Source organism: Sphingobium quisquiliarum P25 (genome assembly GCF_000445065.1).
Classification (GTDB): Bacteria; Pseudomonadota; Alphaproteobacteria; order Sphingomonadales; family Sphingomonadaceae; genus Sphingobium; species Sphingobium quisquiliarum.
Genome location: NZ_ATHO01000007.1, coordinates 25,794 through 45,192 on the forward strand (window position 1 = coordinate 25,794; position 19,399 = coordinate 45,192).

The following is a 19,399-nucleotide window of genomic DNA, read 5'->3' on the forward strand; positions in this document are numbered from 1 at the left end:
ACCTGTTTCTATTGGGATAACGGTCAAACGGCGGAGGGGGCCTGCTGTTCCCTCCTTTCGGGTTCGGGCGTTGCTGCCGCCAGCGCCGCCAGATCGGTTCCCGCCGGGCGCTGGAACAGCCGCAGCCCGAAATCGGGCAGGATCGCGATCAGATGGTCGAATATGTCCGCCTGAATGCCTTCATATTCCGCCCACACGGTGCTGCTGGCGAAGGCGTAGATTTCCAGCGGCAGGCCGTTCTCGCTGGGCGCAAGCTGGCGCACGAGCAGGGTCTTGTCGCGCGCGATATCGTCCCGCGATTGAAGATAGGCCAGCACATAGGCGCGGAACGTGCCGATATTGGTCAGCCGCCTGCCATTGACCGTGCCGTCCGCGCCATGCGCGCCGTTCCATTGCTCGATCTCCTGCCGTTTGGCGTCCAGATAGGGCCGCAACACCGCGAAGCGCGCCATATGCTCCATGTCGCGCTCGTCCAGGAACCGCACGCTGTTCTGGTCGATCGTCAGCGATCGCATGATCCGCCGCCCGCCCGATTCCGACATGCCCCGCCAGTTGCGGAAGCTTTCCGAAATCAGCCGGTGCGTGGGAATGGTGGTGATCGTCTTGTCGAAATTCTGGATCTTCACCGTATGCAGCGCGATGTCGATGACGTCGCCGTTCGCGTCGAACTGCGGCATTTCGATCCAGTCGCCCACGCGCACCATGTCGTTGGACCCGATCTGGACGGATGCGACCAGCGACAGGATCGTATCCTTGAACACCAGCATCAGCACCGCCGCCATCGCCCCCAGGCCCGACAGCAGCAGCAGCGGCGACTGGTCCATCAGCGCGGCGATGATCAATATTGCCGCCGCGCCATAGACCAGCAGCTTGCCCAGCTGCACATAGCCCTTGATCGGCCGGTTGGCGGCGTTCGGGCGGCGCTGGTACAGGTCGTTGAGCAGCGTCAGGAACCCGCTGAGCGCGATTGCGTTGGTCAGGATGATGAAGGCGGTGCACAGGCTGCGGACGAAGGCGATGGCCTCGCCCGGCAGGTGCGGCACCGCGCCGATGCCCGCCTGGATCACCAGCGCAGGCACGATGTTCGACAGCCGCGCCACGATCGCGCCGATATGCTCCGCCTCGACATGGAAGGGCAGGTGCTTCAGCATCCGCAGCAGCAGCCGCAGCGCGATGCGCTTCGCTACCCAGTTCGCCACCCATGCGAATGCGCCGAGCAGCAGCAGCGCCAGCCCGCTCTGCATCCACGGCTCGCGCACATAGGCGCGCGCCAGCATCGCTATGCCGCTGCCGGAAACGGGAAGGTTCGTGATCACGCCGGCTCCTTTGCAAAGGGATCGTCATGCAGCGAGCGCCCAGCGGTTTCCGGCATGAAGCGCAGCGCGACCAGGCCGACGCCGCAGGCCAGCATCATGTAGAATGCGGGCATCAGCTCATTGCCGGTCAGGCTGATCAGCCCGCTGCCGACCGCGGGGGCCGTCCCGCCGAAGATGGACGTCGACACATTATAGGCGATGGCGAAGCCCGCGAAGCGCACCTGCGTCGGGAACAGCGCCGGAAAGGTCGCGGAAATCGTCGCAAGCTGCGGCACATAGAGCAGCCCCAGCAGCATGAATCCGGTGATCGCACCCGCCAGTCCTGTCCCCATCAGCCAGTAAAGCGGCACGGCGGCGGCGAGCAGCCCGATCAGCGACACGCGCCACATCGCCCTGCGGCCCAGCCTGTCCGACAGCGCGCCCGCCAGCGGCAGGAACAGCATCATCATCAGCATGCCGATGATCGGCACGATCAGCGCCTCGTCCGCCGAAAGCCCGATCCGCCGCCGCAAATAAGTCGGCATGTAGCTGAGCAGCGTATAGTTGACGACGTTGAGCGCGACGACCAGCCCGCCCACGACCAGCATCGGCCGCCAGTACCGCCGCATCATCGCGCCCAGGCGCGGCGCGGGCGGCCCCGCGTCATGCAGCGCAGCCGCCGCCTGGAACACCGGCGTATCCTCCATCTTCGAACGCAGATACATGCCGACAAGCCCCATGGGGGCCGCCACCAGAAAGGGGACGCGCCATCCCCATGCGTGCATCGCCGCGTCCCCCAGCATCAGCGAGAAGCCCAGCATCAGCGCCGCGCCCAGCGAAAATCCCGCCAGCGTCCCGAACTCCAGGAAGCTTCCGTAGAATCCGCGCCGCGCGTCGGGCGCATATTCCGCCATGAAGGTCGCCGCCCCGCCATATTCGCCGCCGGTCGAAAACCCCTGCACCATGCGCAGCGTGATCAGCAACGCAGGCGCCCACAGGCCGATGCGCGCATAATCGGGGATCAGCCCGACGCACAGAGTCGCGCCCGACATCAGCAGGATGGTCAGCGCCAGCACCGACTTGCGCCCCAGCCGGTCGCCCAGCGGCCCCCAAAACAGCCCGCCCAGCGGCCGCACCAGAAAGGATATGGCGAATGTCGCCAGCGCGAAAAGCACCGCATCCTCCATCTCGCCGGGGAAAAGCGCGGCGGAGATATAGGTGACGCCATAGGCGTAGATGCCATAGTCGAACCATTCGGTCGCATTGCCCATGGCGGACGCGGCGATGGCGCGGCGCAGGACGGCCTGCTGCCCCGGCGCGGCTGGTGCCGACGCGGCGGCGGGACGGCTGGAAATCGCGGTCATCTCGTCGATCCTCCGGCCATGCTCTCATCGGCCCTGTTGGGGTTCAGCAGGGCGGCCATGGGCGTGGTGCCCGCCATGAGCATGAAGATGGACAGCAAAAGGCTGCGGACAGGCTGGATGGCCAAGAACATGGTGACGAACCCGGCGCGCCGTTCAGGCGGCGCGCTGCTCCCGCGCGCTCTGTCCGGTCAATGGCCCGGACAGCGGAACGATCGGCTGCGGCTCTCCCCGCGCGGCGATGAACTCCGGGCGCGGCTTGTCGACGCCGAAGGGCGCGGCCAGCCGGTTGCGCACGGCATTATAGACCAGGAAGGCGTTGGCGCGGGGAAAGGGCGTGATATTGCCGTTCGACCCGTGCATGATGTTGCAATCGAAGATGACGACCGATCCCGGCTCGCCCACCGGCGCGACGATGCCATGTTCGTGCGCCAGCCCGGCCAGGCTGTCCTCGTCCGGCACGCCATATTCCTGCCGCTTCAACGACATGCGGTAATGGTCCTCTGGCGTTTCGCCCACGCAGGTCAGGAAGCGCCTGTGCGATCCGGGGATCAGCATCAGCGGCCCGTTATGGGGCGTGTTTTCCGCGAGCAGGACGGACATGGACAGCGCCCGCATGCGCGGCATTCCGTCTTCGACATGCCATGTCTCGAAATCGCTGTGCCAGTAGAATTCCTTGCCCTTGAACCCCGGCTTGTAGTTGAGGCGCGACTGGTGGATGTATACCTCGTCCCCCAGAAGGAACCGCGCCACCCCGGCCAGCCGCCCGTCGGCGGCCAGCCTTGCGATGACGGGGCTTTGCGCATGTATTTTGAAGATGGACCGGATTTCCCGGCTGCCCGGCTCGGTGATCACCGTTTCCTCGTCCAGCGCGGCGGGATCGGCCAGCAGCTTTCGCGCCTCGCCTTGCAGGAAAGCGACTTCCTCGTCCGAAAACAGCTTTTCCAGCACCAGATAGCCGTCGCGGTCGAACTGCGCGGCCTGATCCCTGCCGACCGGCGCGTCCTCGCTCCATTCGCCATGGACGACCGGATCGAGGCGCGGCAGGAACTCCGCCACCCTGGCGTGGCGGGACGGGTAGATGTCTTGCAAGGGACTTCCCCCTTTCGTCAGCTCAGTTGCTCAGCGCGGGCTCGCGGACCATGTCCGCCTCGGCCGGGTATGCGCCGCTTTCGTCATGCACTTCCTTGCCCGTCACCGGCGGGTTGAACACGCACGCGCACAATATGTCGGTCTGGGGCCGGACGATATGCTTGTCATGGGCGTTGAGCGCATACATGACGCCGGACGCCAGCTGATGGGTGATGCCGGTGCCCAGATCCTCGATCGTGCCGTTGCCCTTCAGCACCAGCACCGCTTCCAGATGGTTCTGATAGTGCATGTGGATTTCCTCGCCCGCGTACATCGTGGTGACGTGGAAGGAAAAACCCATATTGTCGTCCTTCAGCAGCAACCGCGCGCTTTCCCACTGGGCGGACTTCACATTGCGGTCGGACTTGCGGATATCCTGTAATTTACGAACAATCATGATCTTTTCCTTTATTCTGCGGCGACGCCATAGGGCACGGCCAGCGCTTCGCGGATGCATGTCTCCATGATATCCAGACCGGCCGAAAGATGGGCGTCGTCTATGATCAGCGGGGCGAGGACTTTGACGATCTCGTCATGCGCTCCGCTGGTTTCGATGATCAGGCCGCGATCGAAGCAGGCTGCGGTCACCGTCGCGGCGACCTCGCCCGATCCCACGTCGATGCCGCGCATCATTCCCCGGCCGCGCGTGGTCAGCCCATGTTCGGCCGCCATCGCCTCCAGCCGCCGCTCGATCATCGCGCCCCGGCGGGCGATATCCTGCTGGAACCGGCCGTCGCTCCAGAAATGGCGCAGCGCGGCGGCCGCGGTGACGAAGGCGTGGTTGTTGCCGCGGAAGGTGCCGTTATGCTCGCCCGGCTCCCACTGGTCCAGTTCCGGGCGGAACAGGGTCAACGCGAAGGGCAGGCCCATGCCCGACAGCGACTTGGCCATGGTGACGATATCGGGCGTGAAGCCCATGCCTTCGAAGCTGAAGAAGCTACCGGTCCGGCCGCATCCCGCCTGGATGTCGTCGACGATCATCAGCGCGCTGTGGCGTCTGGCTATGGCGGCGATCCTGCGCAGCCATTCGGGCGACGCTGCGTTCAGGCCGCCTTCGCCCTGCACCGTTTCCACCAATATGGCGGCCGGGGCGTCCAGTCCGCTCGACGGGTCGGATAGGCGGCGCTCCAGCAATTCGGCGGTATCCACCTCCGGTCCGTGATAGCCGTCATAGGGTTCGTGCGCGACATGGCTCAACGGCACGCCCGCGCCGCCGCGCTTGGCCGCATTGCCGGTGCAGGCCAGAGCGCCCAGCGTCATGCCGTGGAAACCGTTGGTGAAGGCGATCACCATTTCCCGCCCCGTCACCTTGCGCGCCAGCTTGATCGCGGCCTCCACCGCGTTGGTGCCGGTCGGCCCGGTGAACATCGCGCGATAGTCCAGCCCGCGCGGTTTCAGGATCACGCTTTCCAGCGCGTCCAGGAAATCGGCCTTGGCGTCGGTATGTAGGTCAAGGCCATGGGCGATGCCGTCGGCCGCGATATAATCCAGCAGCGCCTGTTTCAGCACCGGATGATTATGCCCGTAGTTGAGCGTGGAGCAGCCCGACAGGAAGTCGAGATAGCGCCCGCCCTGATTGTCGCGCATCCATATATTTTCCGCCTTGTTGAACTGGCGAGGCATGGACCGCGCATAGCTGCGCACGACGGATTCGCGCCGCTCGTAAATGGCGGTGTCGGGCATCTGTCCGGTGGGTTTGGGAAGGGTGGTCGTCATGTCGCCAATTCTCCTTGGTCGATGGGCTGCGGCGCGGTGCGCGGCAGCGGGCCGATGCGCGCCAGCCATTCGGTGGCGTGGGCTCCGGCAAAATGAGTGTCCTGGTGGAAGAGGGGGCTCTTGCTCAGCGAGGCGCCCCACCGGCTCGCCAGCCCCTCGAACAGGGACCATGACGCGCGGTTGTCGTTAGTGACCGTGGTGATGAGGGCGGTGACGCCCTCGGCCGCCGGGCGCGCCAGCAGCGCCTCGATCATGCGCGCGGCCAGTCGCTGTCCCCTGGCTTCGGGGGCGACGGCGACCTGCCAGACGAAAAAGCTGTCCGGCTCCGAAGGCGGGCGGTAGCTCGATACCCAGCCGGTGATCGTCCCGGCCCGCTCCGCGATGATGCAGCTTTGCGCGAAATGCGTGCATTGCAGCAGGTTGCAATAGGCCGAATTGACGTCGAGCGGCGGGCAGCTTGCAATCAGGCGCGTGACCGAAGGTCCATCGTCAGCAGTGGGCAGGCGTAACTTTGTCTGCGCGGTCTGCGCGGGGGCGCTCCGGCCTTGGCGCGCGAACTTCCGTGGCGGCGAATATGCCGCATCGGATGGTGGATCAAAGATAATTAATCTCCCGAAGTATTTTCTTCGTATTCTGATTAGCCCGTCAAAGGGCGCGGCGCGACATATACCGCATGTCGCTCTATTTTCAACCCTTGGCCGCTTCATCTGGTCCTTTGGCCGATGAAGCATTTCTCAATTGCTTCGCTCATCAAAGCATTTCCGATGGTGAAAAATGCGCGTCTTGCTTATGTTTCATTCATGAGTTCCGACCTCGCGATCCTGACCCTGCGCGCCCTCCGCCGCGTCCTGCGGGCTACCGAAATCGGCAGCCGCCGCCTCGCCGCCACCACCGGCCTCACCCCCTCCCAATGGCTCGTCCTGCGCGAGATCGAAGCCCGCGATTCGGCCACACCCGGCATGATCGCCAGCGCGCTCAAATTCAGCCAGGCCACCATCACCGCGATCGTCGACCGGCTTCAGGAGCTGGGCTTCGTCCAGCGCCAGCGCAGCGAAAGGGACAAGCGGCAGTTCATCCTGTCCTCCCTGCCGCCGGGCAAGACCGCGCTTGCCGAAGCGCCGGACCTGCTGCAAACCACCTTCACCGAACGCTTCGCAAAGCTGCCGCAATGGGAACAGGCGATGATCCTGGCCGCCGTCGAACGGCTGGCAACGCTGATGGACGCGCAGGACATAGACGCCGCGCCGCTGCTCGACAGCGGCCTCATCGACCGGTCGGAGCCTGCCTGATCGTCGCCGCCGGCCGGAACCGCAACCCCGGCAAAGGGTTGGCGTCGGGGAGGGAGCATCGGCATGAGCGACATTGGCTGGATACCCTATTGCGGCGCGGCGCCCGCGCCAGCGCAGCTATTGTCGCGCTGGAATGGCGATCCCTTCCTTATCCTGCTGCTGCTGGCCGCGGCGGCATGGGCATGGCGCTCCCATGTCCCTCGCGGTTGGGCACTGGCCGGTCTGCTCTGCGCCTTCCTGCTGTTCATATCTCCTTTCTGCGCGCTGACCTCCGCCCTCTTTTCCGCGCGCACCGTCCACCACATGCTGTTGATGCTGGTCCTCGCGCCGATCCTGTCGCTGTGGCCCGGCAAGGGCAGGGGCAGCCTCCTGCTGGGGACGCTCGTCCAGACCCTGGTGCTGTGGTTCTGGCATGCGCCCGCCGCCTATGCCGCCGCGCTGTCCCATGACGGCATCTACTGGCTCATGCAGGCAACGATCCTCGCCAGCGCCGTCCTCTTCTGGGCACGGCTGCGGCAGGCGAGCGCGATCCCGGCCACCGGGGCGCTGCTCTTTTCGATGATGCAGATGGGGCTTCTGGGCGCGCTGCTGACTTTCGCCCCGTCTGCCCTTTATGCCCCGCATTGGCTTTCGACCCAGCCCTGGGGATTGTCGCCGCTGGAAGACCAGCAACTCGCCGGGCTGGTGATGTGGGTCCCGGCCGCAGGCGTCTATCTCGCCGCCGCGCTGCTCCGCATGAGCCGCCTGATCGCTCCTGACCCCGCGCCGCGAGCCATGGCGTGATCGAAGCGCTGCGCCGCTGGGCGGCGACCCATACGGAGCGGTCGCGCTATTCGCCGGTCGGCATCGCCTTCCACTGGATAATGGCCTTCCTCGTCATGGCTCAACTCGCGATCGGCTGGTATGCCAGCATCCTGCCGTCGGGCGGCGGCAAGCTGCTGACCTACCAGTTGCACAGCGCCGTGGGTTTGCCGATTCTGCTGCTCGCGATCGCGCGGTTGTTCTGGCGTCTGATCATTCCGGGGCCGGTCAATGACGCGGACCGGGGCGGCTGGCAGACGCAGGCGGCCTATCTGACCCACTATCTCTTCTACCTCTGCTTCTTCGGCCTGCCGCTGACCGGCTGGGTCATGTGGTCGGCGCTCGGCGAACCCGCGCCGCTGCGCCTTGCCGGGTTCATCCCCTGGCCAGCGCTCCCCCTGCATGGCCTCGGCCCTGAGATGCAATATCGCCTGCTCGCCGTCGCGGAAGAGGGACATCACATCCTCGTCCTGCTGCTCGCCCTGCTCATCCCCCTTCATGTAGGGGCGGCCTTGAAGCATCATTTCTGGGATCGGCATGACGTGCTGCGCGGGATGCTGCCGGAGGTTCCCGATTGGGAGGATAGCCGGAAAGAGACGCAGCATAGTCCGAGAGAGTCCGGGCTTCCTCAGCAGTGAGCTTGAGGCTGATCTGCTGCATCACGTTCCGCGCATCACTCCGCCGCAGCGACAGCCGCCAGCGGTGCAACTGGTCCGCCAGATAGGCAGCCGGCTGTCCGGCGAGCGGCGGATTGCCGCTGCCCACCCCTTCGCCCGACAGGCCGTGGCAACTGGCGCATGACGGCAGGCCGCGCTCAGGATCGCCCTTGGTATACAGAAGGGGAGCAGCAGGCGAAGACATTTCCACCTTCGACCGATAGGGCAGGGCGGCATAATAGTCCGACACCAGCAGCCGCTGCCGCCGGGTCATCCGTTCGGCGATCGCCTGCATCTGCGGATGCTGCCGCCGCCCGTCCGCATAGGCGTCGAGCTGCGCCACCATATAGCCCGCGCCCAGCCCCGCCAGGCGAGGCACCGCCGTGCCGTCGCCCCCGCCATCTACGCCATGGCACGTCAGACAGGCGCCCTGCGCGCCCGCTCCGCCGCCGCTCAGCGCCACCAATTGTCCCGTCGACGCGAACTGCTCCAGTCCCCGGTTGTCATAGGAACCGCAGCCAGCCGTCATCGCCAGCAGCAGGACGGGGCGCAGGTCGGGACTCCGGCTGAAACATCGCATCATAATGGAACCGTGGCGATTGCGGGCGGTTCCATAGCAGTTCGCACGAAAGGGAAGGGGGCTGCGTCGTCTTTGCGTATCGGCATTACGCTTATCCTGCTGCTCGGCGGCTGCAAGCCACCGCCGGAAGGGCGGGCGGCGATGCCCGGCGCGGATGTGCAGCGCGGACGCGCCCTCGTTCAACGGACAGGGTGCGCGGCATGCCATGTCATCCCCGGCATAAGGTGGCCGCAGGGACGGCTCGGTCCCGATCTGACGCATTTCGCGCGTCAGGGGATGATCGCGGGACGCGTGCCCAACCGGCCGGACATGCTCGCCGCCTTCGTCCGCAATGCGCCCGCTCTAGTTTCCGGCACGACCATGCCCGCCATGCCGCTCAACGAGGGAGAGGCGCGTGACGTGGCTGCCTATCTTTACACGCTCGACTGAACAGGCGCTGTCGGGCTGGCCGCCGCCGGTACTCGATCCCGCCGGTCCGTTCGCCTCGTCGATCACCACGCTGTCCTGGATCCTCTTCGCCATGGCTGGGGCCGTTCTCGCGCTGGTGCTGGCGGCGCTGTGGGTGGCGCTCGCCGGATCGCAGCGGCTGCGGTCCCGCCTTGGCGGAACGCGCGTGGTCTGGCTTGCGGGGATTGCTCTGCCGGTGGTGGTGCTGACGGCGCTGCTCATCTACGGGCTCAGCCTCACCAGGACATTGCGGACCCCGCCGCAGCCGTCCGACATCCGCGTGCGCGTGACGGGCGAAATGTGGTGGTGGCGCGTCGCCTATCTCGATCGGGCGGGCGGCGTCGCGATGATGGACGCCAACGAAATTCACATACCAGTTGGCCGGACGGTCACTGTCGAGCTTGAATCCTCGGACATCATCCACAGCTTCTGGGTGCCGCGCCTGTCGGGCAAGATCGACATGGTGCCGGGCCGCCGCAACGTGCTGCGCATGCAGGCGGACGCGCCGGGCGTCTATGCGGGGCAGTGCGCGGAATATTGCGGCGGCGCTCATGCCCTGATGGGTTTCATGGTTGTCGCCCATGATCCCGACGATTACGCCCGTTTCATGGCCGCGCGGGCACGCCCGGCGCCTCAGCCCGGCGGTCAAGCCGCGCGGGGAGCCCAGCTTTTTCAGGACAGCGGTTGCGGCGCATGCCATCGCATCGCGGGCACGGAGGCCAACGGCCTCGCCGGACCTGATCTCAGCCATGTCGGTTCGCGCCGGACTCTGGGGGCGGGCATATTGCCCAACAACCGGGGCACGATGATCGGCTGGATCGGCGATCCTCAATCGCTCAAGCCGGGCAACCGCATGCCTGCTTACTCCACGCTTCCGGGGCAGGACTTGACGGCCATCGCTGCCTATCTGGAGACGCGGCGGTGAGGTCGGAAACCGGCTTCGACCCGGCGCTTTACGAAAGATTCCCGACACGCGGAGAACGGCCCGAAGGCGAGCTGGAGGAACTGGAACGCGTCTGGCGCGCGCCAAGGGGCTGGCGGCTGCTCACCGTCGTCAACAACAATTATATCGGCGCGTTCTACGTGGGCGCGGCCTTCCTGTTCTTCCTGCTGGCGGGCGTGCTGGCGCTGTTCATGCGGGTGCAGCTTGCCTGGCCGCTGAACGGCATGCTGCCGCAGGAGACGTACAACCAGTTCTTCACCATGCACGGCACGGTGATGATGTTCCTCTTCGCGGTTCCGGCGGTGGAGGCGCTGGGCGTGCTGCTCCTGCCGCAGATGCTGGCGGCGCGGGATCTCCCGTTCCCGCGCCTCTCCGCTTATGCCTTCTGGGCCTATCTGGTCGGCGGGCTCGCCTTCTTCGCGTCGATCTTCGTTGGCCTCGCGCCCGATGGCGGCTGGTTCATGTATCCGCCTTATACAAGCATCAGCTACTCGCCGGGCATCAATGCCGACTTCTGGCTGCTCGGCATCGGCTTCATCGAGATTTCGGCGATTGCCGGAGCGATCGAGATCATCGTCGGCGTCCTGAGAACACGCGCGCCGGGGATGAGCCTCGACAGGATGCCGATCTTCGCCTGGGCCATGCTGGTCTTCGCGGCGATGATCATCATCGGCTTTCCCGCCGTGATCCTGGGCACTTTGCTGCTGGAACTGGAACGGGCGCTGAACTGGCCCTTCTTCGATCCCACGCGCGGCGGCGATCCGATATTGTGGCAGCATCTCTTCTGGTTCTTCGGCCACCCGGAAGTCTATATCATCTTCCTTCCCGCCGCCGGGCTCGTCACCATGATGGCCAGCACGCTCGCCCGGACGCCTGTAGTCGGTTACCGCCTCATCGTGCTGGCGCTCGTCTCCACCGGCTTCATCAGCTTCGGGGTGTGGGCGCACCATATGTTCACGACCGGCATGCCGACCCTTTCCGTGGGCTTCTTTTCCGCCGCCAGCATGGCCGTCAGCGTGCCCGCGGGAATTCAGGTCTTTTCCTGGATCGCGACGCTGGCGAGCGGGCGGCCACGGATGAATACGCCGACGCTTTTTCTGGTGGGCGGCATCATCATTTTCGTGATGGGCGGCCTTACCGGCGTGATGGTCGCGCTCGTCCCCTTCGATTATCAGGCGCATGACAGCTATTTCATCGTCGCCCACCTCCATTATGTGCTCATCGGCGGCATGGTTTTCCCGTTGTTCGCGGCCTTCTATCACTGGGCGCCGATGATGAGCCGCCGTCCGCTTTCCGAAACGATGGGCAAATGGGTCTTCTGGCTGATGTTCGCCGGCATGCATCTGACGTTCCTGCCGATGCACCTGACCGGCCTCATGGGCATGCCGCGCCGGGTCTATACCTATCTGCCGGATCGCGAATGGGGCGCGACGAACCTTCTGTCCACGATTGGCGCTGGCATATTGGCGGCGGGCATCTGCCTTTTCCTCATCGATCTCGCTCGTAACTTCCGCTTCACCACCGATGACGATGCAGGCAACGTCTATGGCGGAAGCACGCTGGAATGGCTGCCCACCGGACTATATTCCTCGCGCAGCATCCCCGTGGTGCGCAGCCGCGATCCCCTGTGGGACGATCCCGCGCTGCCCAGGGATGTGGAGCAGGGCCGCTATTTCTTGCCGAACAGCGCCACCGGATTGCGCGAGACCATCATCACCAGCCCCATCCGTGCCGAGCCTGAATATCTCCAGATCATGCCGGGACCATCTTCATGGCCCCTCTTCGCGGCGCTGTTCACCGCCGGATTCTTCCTGCTGCTGACGGTGCAGGCCTATTGGCCCAGCGTGGTAAGCGGCATCGCCGCCATATTGTGCGTCCTGCGCTGGCTCTGGGAAACGGACCGCCCCGTGCCCGATCGCGAAGTGGATATCGGCGCGGGCATCATGGTGCCGACCTATGTCACCGGACCGCGCACCCATGGCTGGTGGGCGATGATGCTGTTGCTGACCGTCATTGGCATGATCTTCCTCATGGCCTGCTTCAGCTATCTATACCTCTACGGCATCCACCCGCGCTTCTGGGTTGCGCCGCCCGATGCCGCATGGCTTGTGCCGATCCTGCTGGGCAATGGCGCGGGCGTGGGACTCGCCTGGCTGGGCCGCCGCCTGCTGCGCCGTGAAAAGACGCGCCTCTGGACCCCCGGCGTCCTGCTGATGACCGGCGGCGGCGCACTCGTCGCGGCATTCGCGGCGGACATCTGGAGCTGGCGTCTTCACGGCCTGTCTCCCAGCGCGAGCGGGCAGGGCGCGACCGTCTATGCCTTCCTCTCGCTCCAGGGCATTCTCGCCGCGATCGTCTTCATCATGACCTGCTACATGGCCGCGCGGAACAGCCGCGGCCTCATCAACCGTCCGGCGGACAACAGCTATGACCTGGTATTCCTCTTTGCCGTCTACACCGCCGCGCAGGGCGTGGTTTCAGCGCTGCTGACCCGGCTCTTTCCGGGAACCGCATTCTGATGAACTGGCGCCTGCTCCTCGGCGGCATGGCGATCTGGGCCCTGCACTTCTTCGCGCTCTACGGCATCGGCAGCATCTGGCATTCCGGCATGAACGCGCGGCTTCTGACCGGCCTCATGACCCTGCTGTGCCTTGCGGGAGAGGGATGGCTGCTCACCCGCATTTGGCGGCAAAGCGGCGATCATCTCGACGCATGGATGCGCCACCTGTCCCTCACCCTCATCGCCCTCGCGAGCCTGGCCATCCTCTGGCAAGCCTTCCCCGCGCTGCTAAGCTGAACCTTGAGGGAGTGCGCGGCGCATGCATCAGCACCGCGCCGGGCAGAACTGCGCGCAGCCGCCTACCGGCCCGTCTGCGCCGCATGAGCGCGATATTCGCCCTGCCGTTCCAGCATCCAGCCCGGATATTCCGCCGGCAGCGCGCTGGCGGCATCCAGCGCCGCCAGGTCTTCCGCCGACAGGCGGACGTCGATGGCGGCCAGATTGTCCGCCAGTTGGTCCGGCCGCTTGACGCCGATGATCACGCTGGTGACGGCCTGTTGATGCAGCAGCCACGCCAGTGCGATCTGTGCCACGCTGACGCCGTGACGTTCGGCGATCGGCCGCATCGCGTCGATCACCCCATAGCCCCGATCCCGGTCGACCGGCGGGAAGTCGAATGATGCGCGGCGGCCGCTCCCGGCCTTCTCATCGTCGCGGCTGTACTTGCCTGACAGGAAGCCACCAGCGAGCGGGCTCCAGACCATCAGGCCCAATCCTTCGGACTTGAGCAGCGGCACGATCTCGCGCTCCAGATCCCGCCCGGCCAGCGTATAATAGGCTTGCAGCGACAGGATCGGCGCCAGTCGGCGGGCTTCGGCGATGCCGATCGCCTTCATGATCTGCCATGCGGCCCAGTTGGACAGGCCGATATAGCGCACATGCCCATGCCGCACGAGCGTATCCAGCGCCTCCAGCGTCTCGACGATCGGCGTGGCGGGATCGAAGCCATGGATCTGGTAGAGATCGACATGGTCCAGTTGCAGCCGTTGCAGGCTGGCCTTGCATTGGTCGAGGATATGCTTGCGCGACCCGCCGCGCGCGTTGGGACCTTCCCCCATGGGACCAAGCACCTTGGTCGCGATCACCAGATCGTCCCGCGAGAGGCCCAGATTACGTATCGACGTGCCCAGGATGCGCTCGCTTTCACCCGCGGCATAGACATTGGCGGTGTCGATGAAATTGACGCCCGCATCGACGGCCGCCTTCACCAGGGCGTCGGCCTCATCCTGCCTCAGCTGGCCGATCTGCCCCCACATATCGTTACTTCCGCCAAAGGTCATGGTGCCAAGGCAGAGTTCGGACACAAAGAGGCCACTGGGGCCAAGTTGACGATAGCGCATCTGGGGGAATCCTTTCTTGCGATGGATGCCGCCCAGATAGGATGCGCCGGGCCGGGATGCCATGCCGGTGGCTGTTTTCTGCTGCCTTATTTTTCAACCCGGCGGGCAGGAGGCCGCTACTTCTCCTTCGCCGCCTCGGCCGCCGCCAGCACCCTCAGGACATTGCCCGACCAGATTTTCTGGATGTCCGCCTCGCTATAGCCCGCCTTCAGGAGGGCCGCGGTGATCTTCGGCAGGTCGCGCACATCCTCCATGCCAGCAACGCCGCCGCCGCCGTCCCAGTCAAGGCCGATGCCGACATGATCCGGCCCCACCACTTTCAGCGCATGCATCATGTGCGCCATGAAATCGTCGAATGTCGCCCTGTCGGCTTCGGGATAGAGGCGATCGATCTCCTGCCTTTTCGCCAGCAATTCGGCGCGCTTTTCGGGTGAGAGCTTCGCATCCTCCCGCATCTGCGCGAACAGGGCCGCCAACGCCTTCTGCCGTTCTGGATTGGGCTTGATCTCGCGCAGATAGGCTCCGTAGGCGTTCATCTGGATGACGCCGCCCTTCGCCGCGAGCGCCTTTAGATGATCATCGTCGATGTTGCGCGGATGGTCGTAGATCGCCTTGCAGCCGGAATGGGTGAGCAGAACCGGCGTCTTCGATAATGCAAGCAGGTCGTCGAGCACCTGATCGCTGCTGTGCGATGCGTCCGGCACGATGCCGAGCCGGTTCATCTCCCTAAGCAATTCCTTGCCCAGGGGACTTAGGCCGCCATAGCGCGGCTTCTTCGATGGATCGGTTGAACTGTCGGCAAACTGGTTATGGGCGAAATGGGCAAAGCCTGCGACCCGGACGCCCATGGCGTGGAAGGTCCTGAGCAGCGAAATATCCTCGCCCAGCGGATAGGCATTTTCCATCGACATATAGACGATGCGCTTGCCCGCCTTCGCGATCGGCGCGGCGTCCTTCGCCTCCAGCGCGAGCTGGAAGTTGGCGGGATCGGCCGCAACCATCTCCCGGATGGACACGCCGCGAAGAAGGGCGAAGTCGCGCGCCTTCTGAAAACCCTCTTGCGTCAGCGGCCCCTGCGGCGTGTAGATCGCCCAGAAGCCGCCATCGAGCCCGCCCTTCTTCATGCGCGGCAGGTCGACCTGCGTATAGTCGCTGTGAACCTCATGTCCTTCCTCGATCGACCAGCCCGGCAGGTCGAGCGAGGCAGGGGTATCGAGATGGCTGTCGAGCGTGATCAGCCGCTGGTGCAGTTGCGCGGCTGCCTTGGGCACTTCCTGCGCTTGCGCCGCGAGCGGGAGCAGCATCGTCAATGCCGCTCCCTTCCATGGTCCGAACCGCATCAGATCTCGCCCGAGATGGTGAACTGGAAAGTGCGCGGCGAAAGCGGCCGGAACGAGCCGTCGCCGGTGACGGAAGAGGAGATGTAGGAAAGCGTATCCTTGTCGAAGATATTGTCCACGTTGATCCGGGCCTTGATGCTCTTGACCGGGCCGAAGCTGAAGCCGTCGCCAATATCGGCATAGGCGCTGAAGACCGTGAAGCCCGGAATGCTGGAGCCTGGCGCGTTGGTGAAGGTCGACCAGCGGCGGCTGGTATATTTGCCCGAAATATTGGCGACCAGCCAGCTTGCCGGTTCCACCGTCACGCCCCCGCTGACGATCCACTTGGCGCTGTCGGGCAGGAACTTGCCCGCGATCGGAATGACGGTCGAAGCCAGGATGTCGTCCTTGAACTTGGCATTATTGTAGGTGACGTTGATGTTGCCATAGGCGAGCCCGTCCAGGAAAGCCGGTTTGTACGTTCCCGCAAACTCCACGCCATAGGCGCGCACCCGGCCGACATTCTGATAGAATGTTTCCGTCGCGGAGCCGCCGCCCTCAAGGAAGGTCGTGATCGACTGGATGCGGTTGGCGAACTTCGTGTAGAAAGCCGCCAGCGAAGCGTAAAGCTGGCCCTGATTGGTGCGGATGCCCAGTTCCATGTTCTTTGACCGTTCGGGCGCGGGCTGGGGCACCACCGCGGCCGAGCCAGGGCGCGTCACCGAATAGATGTCATCCATCCCCTTGGGCAGCGCCATATTCTCCGCATAGGATGCGAAGACCTGCGTCCGCTCGTCCAGCTTGTAGAGCAGACCGGCCATCGGCAGGAACATATCCCTGTAATGGGCGGTGTTCGCCTGTGGCCCCCAGCCCGGAACCCCGATGCCGCCAACGACGCGGTAATAATCGTCGAAATCGCGATAGCCGCGCTGGACATAGTCCATCATCAGGCCTTTGAAGCCGATATCCAGGATCAGCCGCTCATCCGCCAGCTTGATTGTGTCCTTGAGGAAGAGCTGGAGGGTGTCGCGCTTTGACCGGTAATCGCGCCGCAGATAGACCAGTTCGTCGAGGTTCGGCTGGCCGTCAGGCGCGCCGTCCATGGTATTATAGCGCGCCTGGGTACGGTGATATTTGTCCGTCTCGGCCCAGATGCCCGCCTCCAGAGCATTGTTGCCGGCCTCCCAATGCAGCTTGCCCGTGATGCCGTAGCGGTCGCCACCGACCCCCGAAAGGCCATATTGAACGCCCTTGGGCGCTACCACCGGAAGCCCCGTCTGGCTTTGGGGCGTGTAACGGCCAAGCGAGTTGGAATAGCTGTCCGGGGACACGCCATAACCATCCTTGTCTTCCCAGTAGATGGTCGATTCCGCCCAGACGCCGTCCGCTATGCCAGCATGGACGGTGGCGCCATACAGCTTGTCCTTCCGCACATTGATGGCAAGGTTGTAAACGGCGGTATAGGCGGCGTTGGAATAATAGACGCCGGGGGCCGTTGGAGCGAAACCCGGCGTCGTATTCGGCACATTTTCGATATAGGCGAAGTCGCGCCCGCACTGGCCGAGCGCATTTCTGGCCGAGCATTGATATTGCGCGCGCGTGATTGTCGGCGAGTCATAGTCGAAAAAGTCGTTGGACACGAACTTGAACCGTGCCCAGCTATCGCCGCCCAGATCGGCATGGACCTGCGCCTCCCAATGTTCACGGTCTACCGATCCGGGGCCGCGCCACAGGTCGGAATCCAGCTTGGTGCGGCTGACATAGGCCTTGAACGGTCCGATGCGCCCGGTGCTGGCCCGGATGAAGGTGCGCTTCATGTCGAAATCGCCAAAACTCTGGGAGACGAACAGGCCCATCTCCTCCTGCGGAGCGATGCTGTTATACTGCACCACGGGACCGAGCGTGGAATAGCTGGGCAGGCTGACGTCGCCCGCGCCAACCGCGGCCTCGACCACGCCCAGATTTTCATTGTCCACATAACGGAAGACGGGGCTACCGCCAAAGGCGTCGCTGCGGCCGGTGGGAATGCCGTCCACGACGAAGCCGATCTGGTCGAGATTGAAGGCGCGCGTCTGGACGCTGTTGCCGAACTCGTAAAGTCCCAGCGCGCCGTCCGTCTGCACATTGAATCCGGGCAGCTGCTCAAGCATCTTGAGCCCGGATATGCCCGATGGCGCGGACAGCAGCGCCTCACGCGTCACGGCCACGACATTGCTGATCTTGTCTTCGCCGATCGCTTCCGAAGATTGGGAAATGCGGCGGCCGGTAACGGTGATGGTTTCGGCATCGCCGCCCTCCGGCGCCTGCGCCCAGGCGGCATTTGGCGAAACTGCGCCAGCACAGCAGGCAAGCAGCAAGGCGCTGCGGCGGAGGCGGAAAATATTGCGCATTGGTGGCTCCCCTTGTGCCCTTTTGGGCTGTCTGAGCCATTCAGACCGGGACTGCCGCCTTCGCGAGCAGGCCCGCCTCTTCCATGATTGACAGCGACGGTGAAGTCCGGCGCAAATTTATTGGTTGCCATATGCAACGAAGCGGGCGGGGAAATCCGCTATCCGCCCGCGCAACCGATAAAGGCTGGCCAGCCGTCATTCTATTCACCATTGCTCAAGTCGCGGACGGGCTGCTCATAGGTGGCGGAAGTTGCGCGGTGCTTGTCATGGACTGGCAACAGACGCCGCATAGGAGGCCTTTTCACCATGGCGAGGGCTGACGAAAAGCTATGAACCGTCTTCGATTCACCATCAGTCTTTGCGCAGCCTTTCTGATGGCCGCGGCCCCCGCATGGGCCGAAAAATTCAATATCGCGGTGGTGCCGGATACGCAAAACTACTCCGATATCACCCTCCCTCAACCGCGCGGGGCCGATACCTTCACCCAGCAGATGCAATATCTGGTGGACAATCGCGACGACAGGAATCTGGTATTCGTCACCTTCGCCGGCGACATCGTTCAGCATGGCGATGGCCAGTTCCGCCAGAAGATGGAGGGCGCTCCATCCGGCAGCTTTGCCTATCATGACACCCGCGCCGAATGGGACATCGCCAATCGCGCCATTTCCATCCTCAGCCGGTCGGGCATTCCCTTTGGCATGGTGCCGGGTAATCATGACTATGACAATTTCAGCTGGTGGGAAGGGCCGAACAGTCCCGGAGCCAGCCGTCCCCTTTCCGGCGGGCGAACATGGGACTTCTATTTCGGTCCGCAGTCGCGCCATTTCGCGGGCAGGCCCTGGTATGGCGGCGCTTATAATCAGGGCCTCAACAGCTATCAGTTCTTCACCGGAGGCGGAAAGCGTTTCCTACACCTGTCGCTGGAAATGCAGCCTGCGCCGGACGTTCTCGCCTGGGCGCAAAGGGTGATCGACGCCAATCCGCGCTTGCCCGTGATCGTTACCACGCATGAATGGCTCCATCCCGACAAGGTGGAACGTTCGAACGACCACCGGCATTATTTCGAAGGCAGCGATCACTTGCCGCCCGATGAGGTCTGGGACCGTTTCATCCGCAAGAACGCCGCCATCTTCCTTGTCCTTTCCGGCCACAACTGGACTCCGGCCGATCAGGGCGTATCGCGCGGCCAGAATTTGCGGATCGACCGCAATGATGCGGGCTATCCCGTCTATCAGGTGCTTCAGGATTATCAGGGAAACACGATCGGCCCGGATGGCGTGGCTGGCTCGGCCAATGGCGGGGCGGGCTGGATGCGCTTCATCGAGTTCGACACTGACCAGCGCAAGATATATTTCAGCACCTATTCGACGCTGCTCGGCCGCTATGCAGGGCGCAATGGCGAAGCGGCCTTTGGAACGCCCGCCCGCTATTCGGACTTCGAACTGGATTTCCCGCCGCAGCTATTGGACTAGGGGGCCTCCCCAGGCGTTGCGGATCGCCGCACCGGCCGGTTGTCGCATCCCTGTCATTCAGCCGTCCTCATCCCGTCACTTAACGCACATTGCAGTGCA

Annotated in this window: 18 protein-coding genes and 1 pseudogene; 8 read left to right on the forward strand and 11 right to left on the reverse strand. The window is 64.3% G+C overall.

The genetic code is table 11. From position 1 onward, the window contains the following. Positions 1-23: 23 nt before the first annotated feature. The 7 genes from L288_RS23125 to ectA are packed head-to-tail and all read right to left on the reverse strand — an operon-like array spanning position 24 to position 6,210. Positions 24-1,316: a mechanosensitive ion channel family protein gene (locus L288_RS23125; protein WP_021236484.1), complete on the reverse strand. Its 1,293-nt coding sequence runs from the start codon at positions 1,314-1,316 to the stop codon at positions 24-26. After that, positions 1,313-2,659 carry an MFS transporter gene (locus L288_RS0121060; protein ID WP_031303725.1) on the reverse strand — a complete coding sequence of 449 codons (1,347 nt, stop codon included), beginning with the start codon at positions 2,657-2,659 and terminating at the stop codon, positions 1,313-1,315. Before L288_RS0121060 ends, L288_RS23125 begins: the two co-directional genes overlap by 4 nt. Beyond that, complete coding sequence (locus L288_RS44075) at positions 2,656-2,790, reverse strand: hypothetical protein (protein WP_021236489.1); 135 nt, start codon at positions 2,788-2,790, stop codon at positions 2,656-2,658. The genes L288_RS0121060 and L288_RS44075 overlap by 4 nt, the downstream gene beginning before the upstream one ends. A gap of 22 nt (positions 2,791-2,812) precedes the next feature. Further along, positions 2,813-3,748, reverse strand: coding sequence for an ectoine hydroxylase (gene thpD, locus L288_RS23130; protein WP_031303727.1), 936 nt, complete (start codon positions 3,746-3,748; stop codon positions 2,813-2,815). A 22-nt stretch (positions 3,749-3,770) separates the two neighbouring features. Then, positions 3,771-4,184, reverse strand: coding sequence for an ectoine synthase (locus tag L288_RS23135; protein ID WP_021236491.1), 414 nt, complete (start codon positions 4,182-4,184; stop codon positions 3,771-3,773). Between the two features lie 11 nt (positions 4,185-4,195). Continuing rightward, on the reverse strand, positions 4,196-5,503 hold the full coding sequence (gene ectB / locus L288_RS23140) for a diaminobutyrate--2-oxoglutarate transaminase (protein ID WP_021236492.1): 1,308 nt from the start codon (positions 5,501-5,503) through the stop codon (positions 4,196-4,198). Continuing rightward, on the reverse strand, positions 5,500-6,210 hold the full coding sequence (gene ectA / locus L288_RS0121065) for a diaminobutyrate acetyltransferase (protein WP_084465573.1): 711 nt from the start codon (positions 6,208-6,210) through the stop codon (positions 5,500-5,502). Before ectA ends, ectB begins: the two co-directional genes overlap by 4 nt. Positions 6,211-6,303: 93 nt before the next feature. Between ectA and L288_RS23145 the strand changes: the two genes are divergently transcribed. From L288_RS23145 to L288_RS43805, 3 genes are all read left to right on the forward strand, one after another. Then, positions 6,304-6,792, forward strand: coding sequence for a MarR family winged helix-turn-helix transcriptional regulator (locus L288_RS23145; protein WP_031303730.1), 489 nt, complete (start codon positions 6,304-6,306; stop codon positions 6,790-6,792). A 63-nt stretch (positions 6,793-6,855) separates the two neighbouring features. Beyond that, complete coding sequence (locus tag L288_RS23150) at positions 6,856-7,575, forward strand: cytochrome c oxidase assembly protein (RefSeq protein ID WP_021236495.1); 720 nt, start codon at positions 6,856-6,858, stop codon at positions 7,573-7,575. Beyond that, complete coding sequence (locus tag L288_RS43805) at positions 7,572-8,231, forward strand: cytochrome b (RefSeq protein ID WP_021236496.1); 660 nt, start codon at positions 7,572-7,574, stop codon at positions 8,229-8,231. Before L288_RS23150 ends, L288_RS43805 begins: the two co-directional genes overlap by 4 nt. Positions 8,232-8,247: 16 nt before the next feature. Here the strand turns inward: L288_RS43805 and L288_RS42220 are convergent. Beyond that, positions 8,248-8,832, reverse strand: a pseudogene (locus L288_RS42220) (c-type cytochrome); the annotation flags it as partial. Positions 8,833-8,901: 69 nt separating this feature from the next. Here L288_RS42220 and L288_RS23160 point away from each other — a divergent pair. From L288_RS23160 to L288_RS23175, 4 genes are read left to right on the forward strand one after another with little or no spacing between them, the layout of a single operon-like run. After that, a complete protein-coding gene (locus L288_RS23160; protein WP_021236497.1) occupies positions 8,902-9,258 on the forward strand; it encodes a c-type cytochrome in 357 nt (118 codons plus the stop codon). Next, entirely contained in the window at positions 9,224-10,201 is a 978-nt protein-coding gene (coxB, locus tag L288_RS23165) for a cytochrome c oxidase subunit II (RefSeq protein ID WP_021236498.1), read from the forward strand. The genes L288_RS23160 and coxB overlap by 35 nt, the downstream gene beginning before the upstream one ends. Further along, positions 10,198-12,738: a cbb3-type cytochrome c oxidase subunit I gene (locus L288_RS23170; protein ID WP_021236499.1), complete on the forward strand. Its 2,541-nt coding sequence runs from the start codon at positions 10,198-10,200 to the stop codon at positions 12,736-12,738. Before coxB ends, L288_RS23170 begins: the two co-directional genes overlap by 4 nt. Further along, on the forward strand, positions 12,738-13,016 hold the full coding sequence (locus L288_RS23175; protein ID WP_021236500.1) for a hypothetical protein: 279 nt from the start codon (positions 12,738-12,740) through the stop codon (positions 13,014-13,016). Before L288_RS23170 ends, L288_RS23175 begins: the two co-directional genes overlap by 1 nt. Before the next feature lie 62 nt (positions 13,017-13,078). Here the strand turns inward: L288_RS23175 and L288_RS23180 are convergent, their stop codons facing one another. The 3 genes from L288_RS23180 to L288_RS23190 form a co-directional block, all read right to left on the reverse strand. Further along, positions 13,079-14,119 carry an aldo/keto reductase gene (locus L288_RS23180; protein WP_031303732.1) on the reverse strand — a complete coding sequence of 347 codons (1,041 nt, stop codon included), beginning with the start codon at positions 14,117-14,119 and terminating at the stop codon, positions 13,079-13,081. Positions 14,120-14,235: 116 nt separating this feature from the next. Beyond that, on the reverse strand, positions 14,236-15,423 hold the full coding sequence (locus L288_RS23185) for a dipeptidase (RefSeq protein WP_021236502.1): 1,188 nt from the start codon (positions 15,421-15,423) through the stop codon (positions 14,236-14,238). A 35-nt stretch (positions 15,424-15,458) separates the two neighbouring features. Continuing rightward, positions 15,459-17,828, reverse strand: coding sequence for a TonB-dependent receptor (locus tag L288_RS23190; protein WP_021236503.1), 2,370 nt, complete (start codon positions 17,826-17,828; stop codon positions 15,459-15,461). Positions 17,829-18,202: 374 nt separating this feature from the next. On the opposite strand from L288_RS23190, the gene L288_RS23195 reads away from it, so the two are divergent. After that, positions 18,203-19,300, forward strand: a complete 1,098-nt coding sequence (locus tag L288_RS23195; RefSeq protein ID WP_236612983.1) for a metallophosphoesterase — start codon at positions 18,203-18,205, stop codon at positions 19,298-19,300. Positions 19,301-19,399 lie beyond the last annotated feature (99 nt).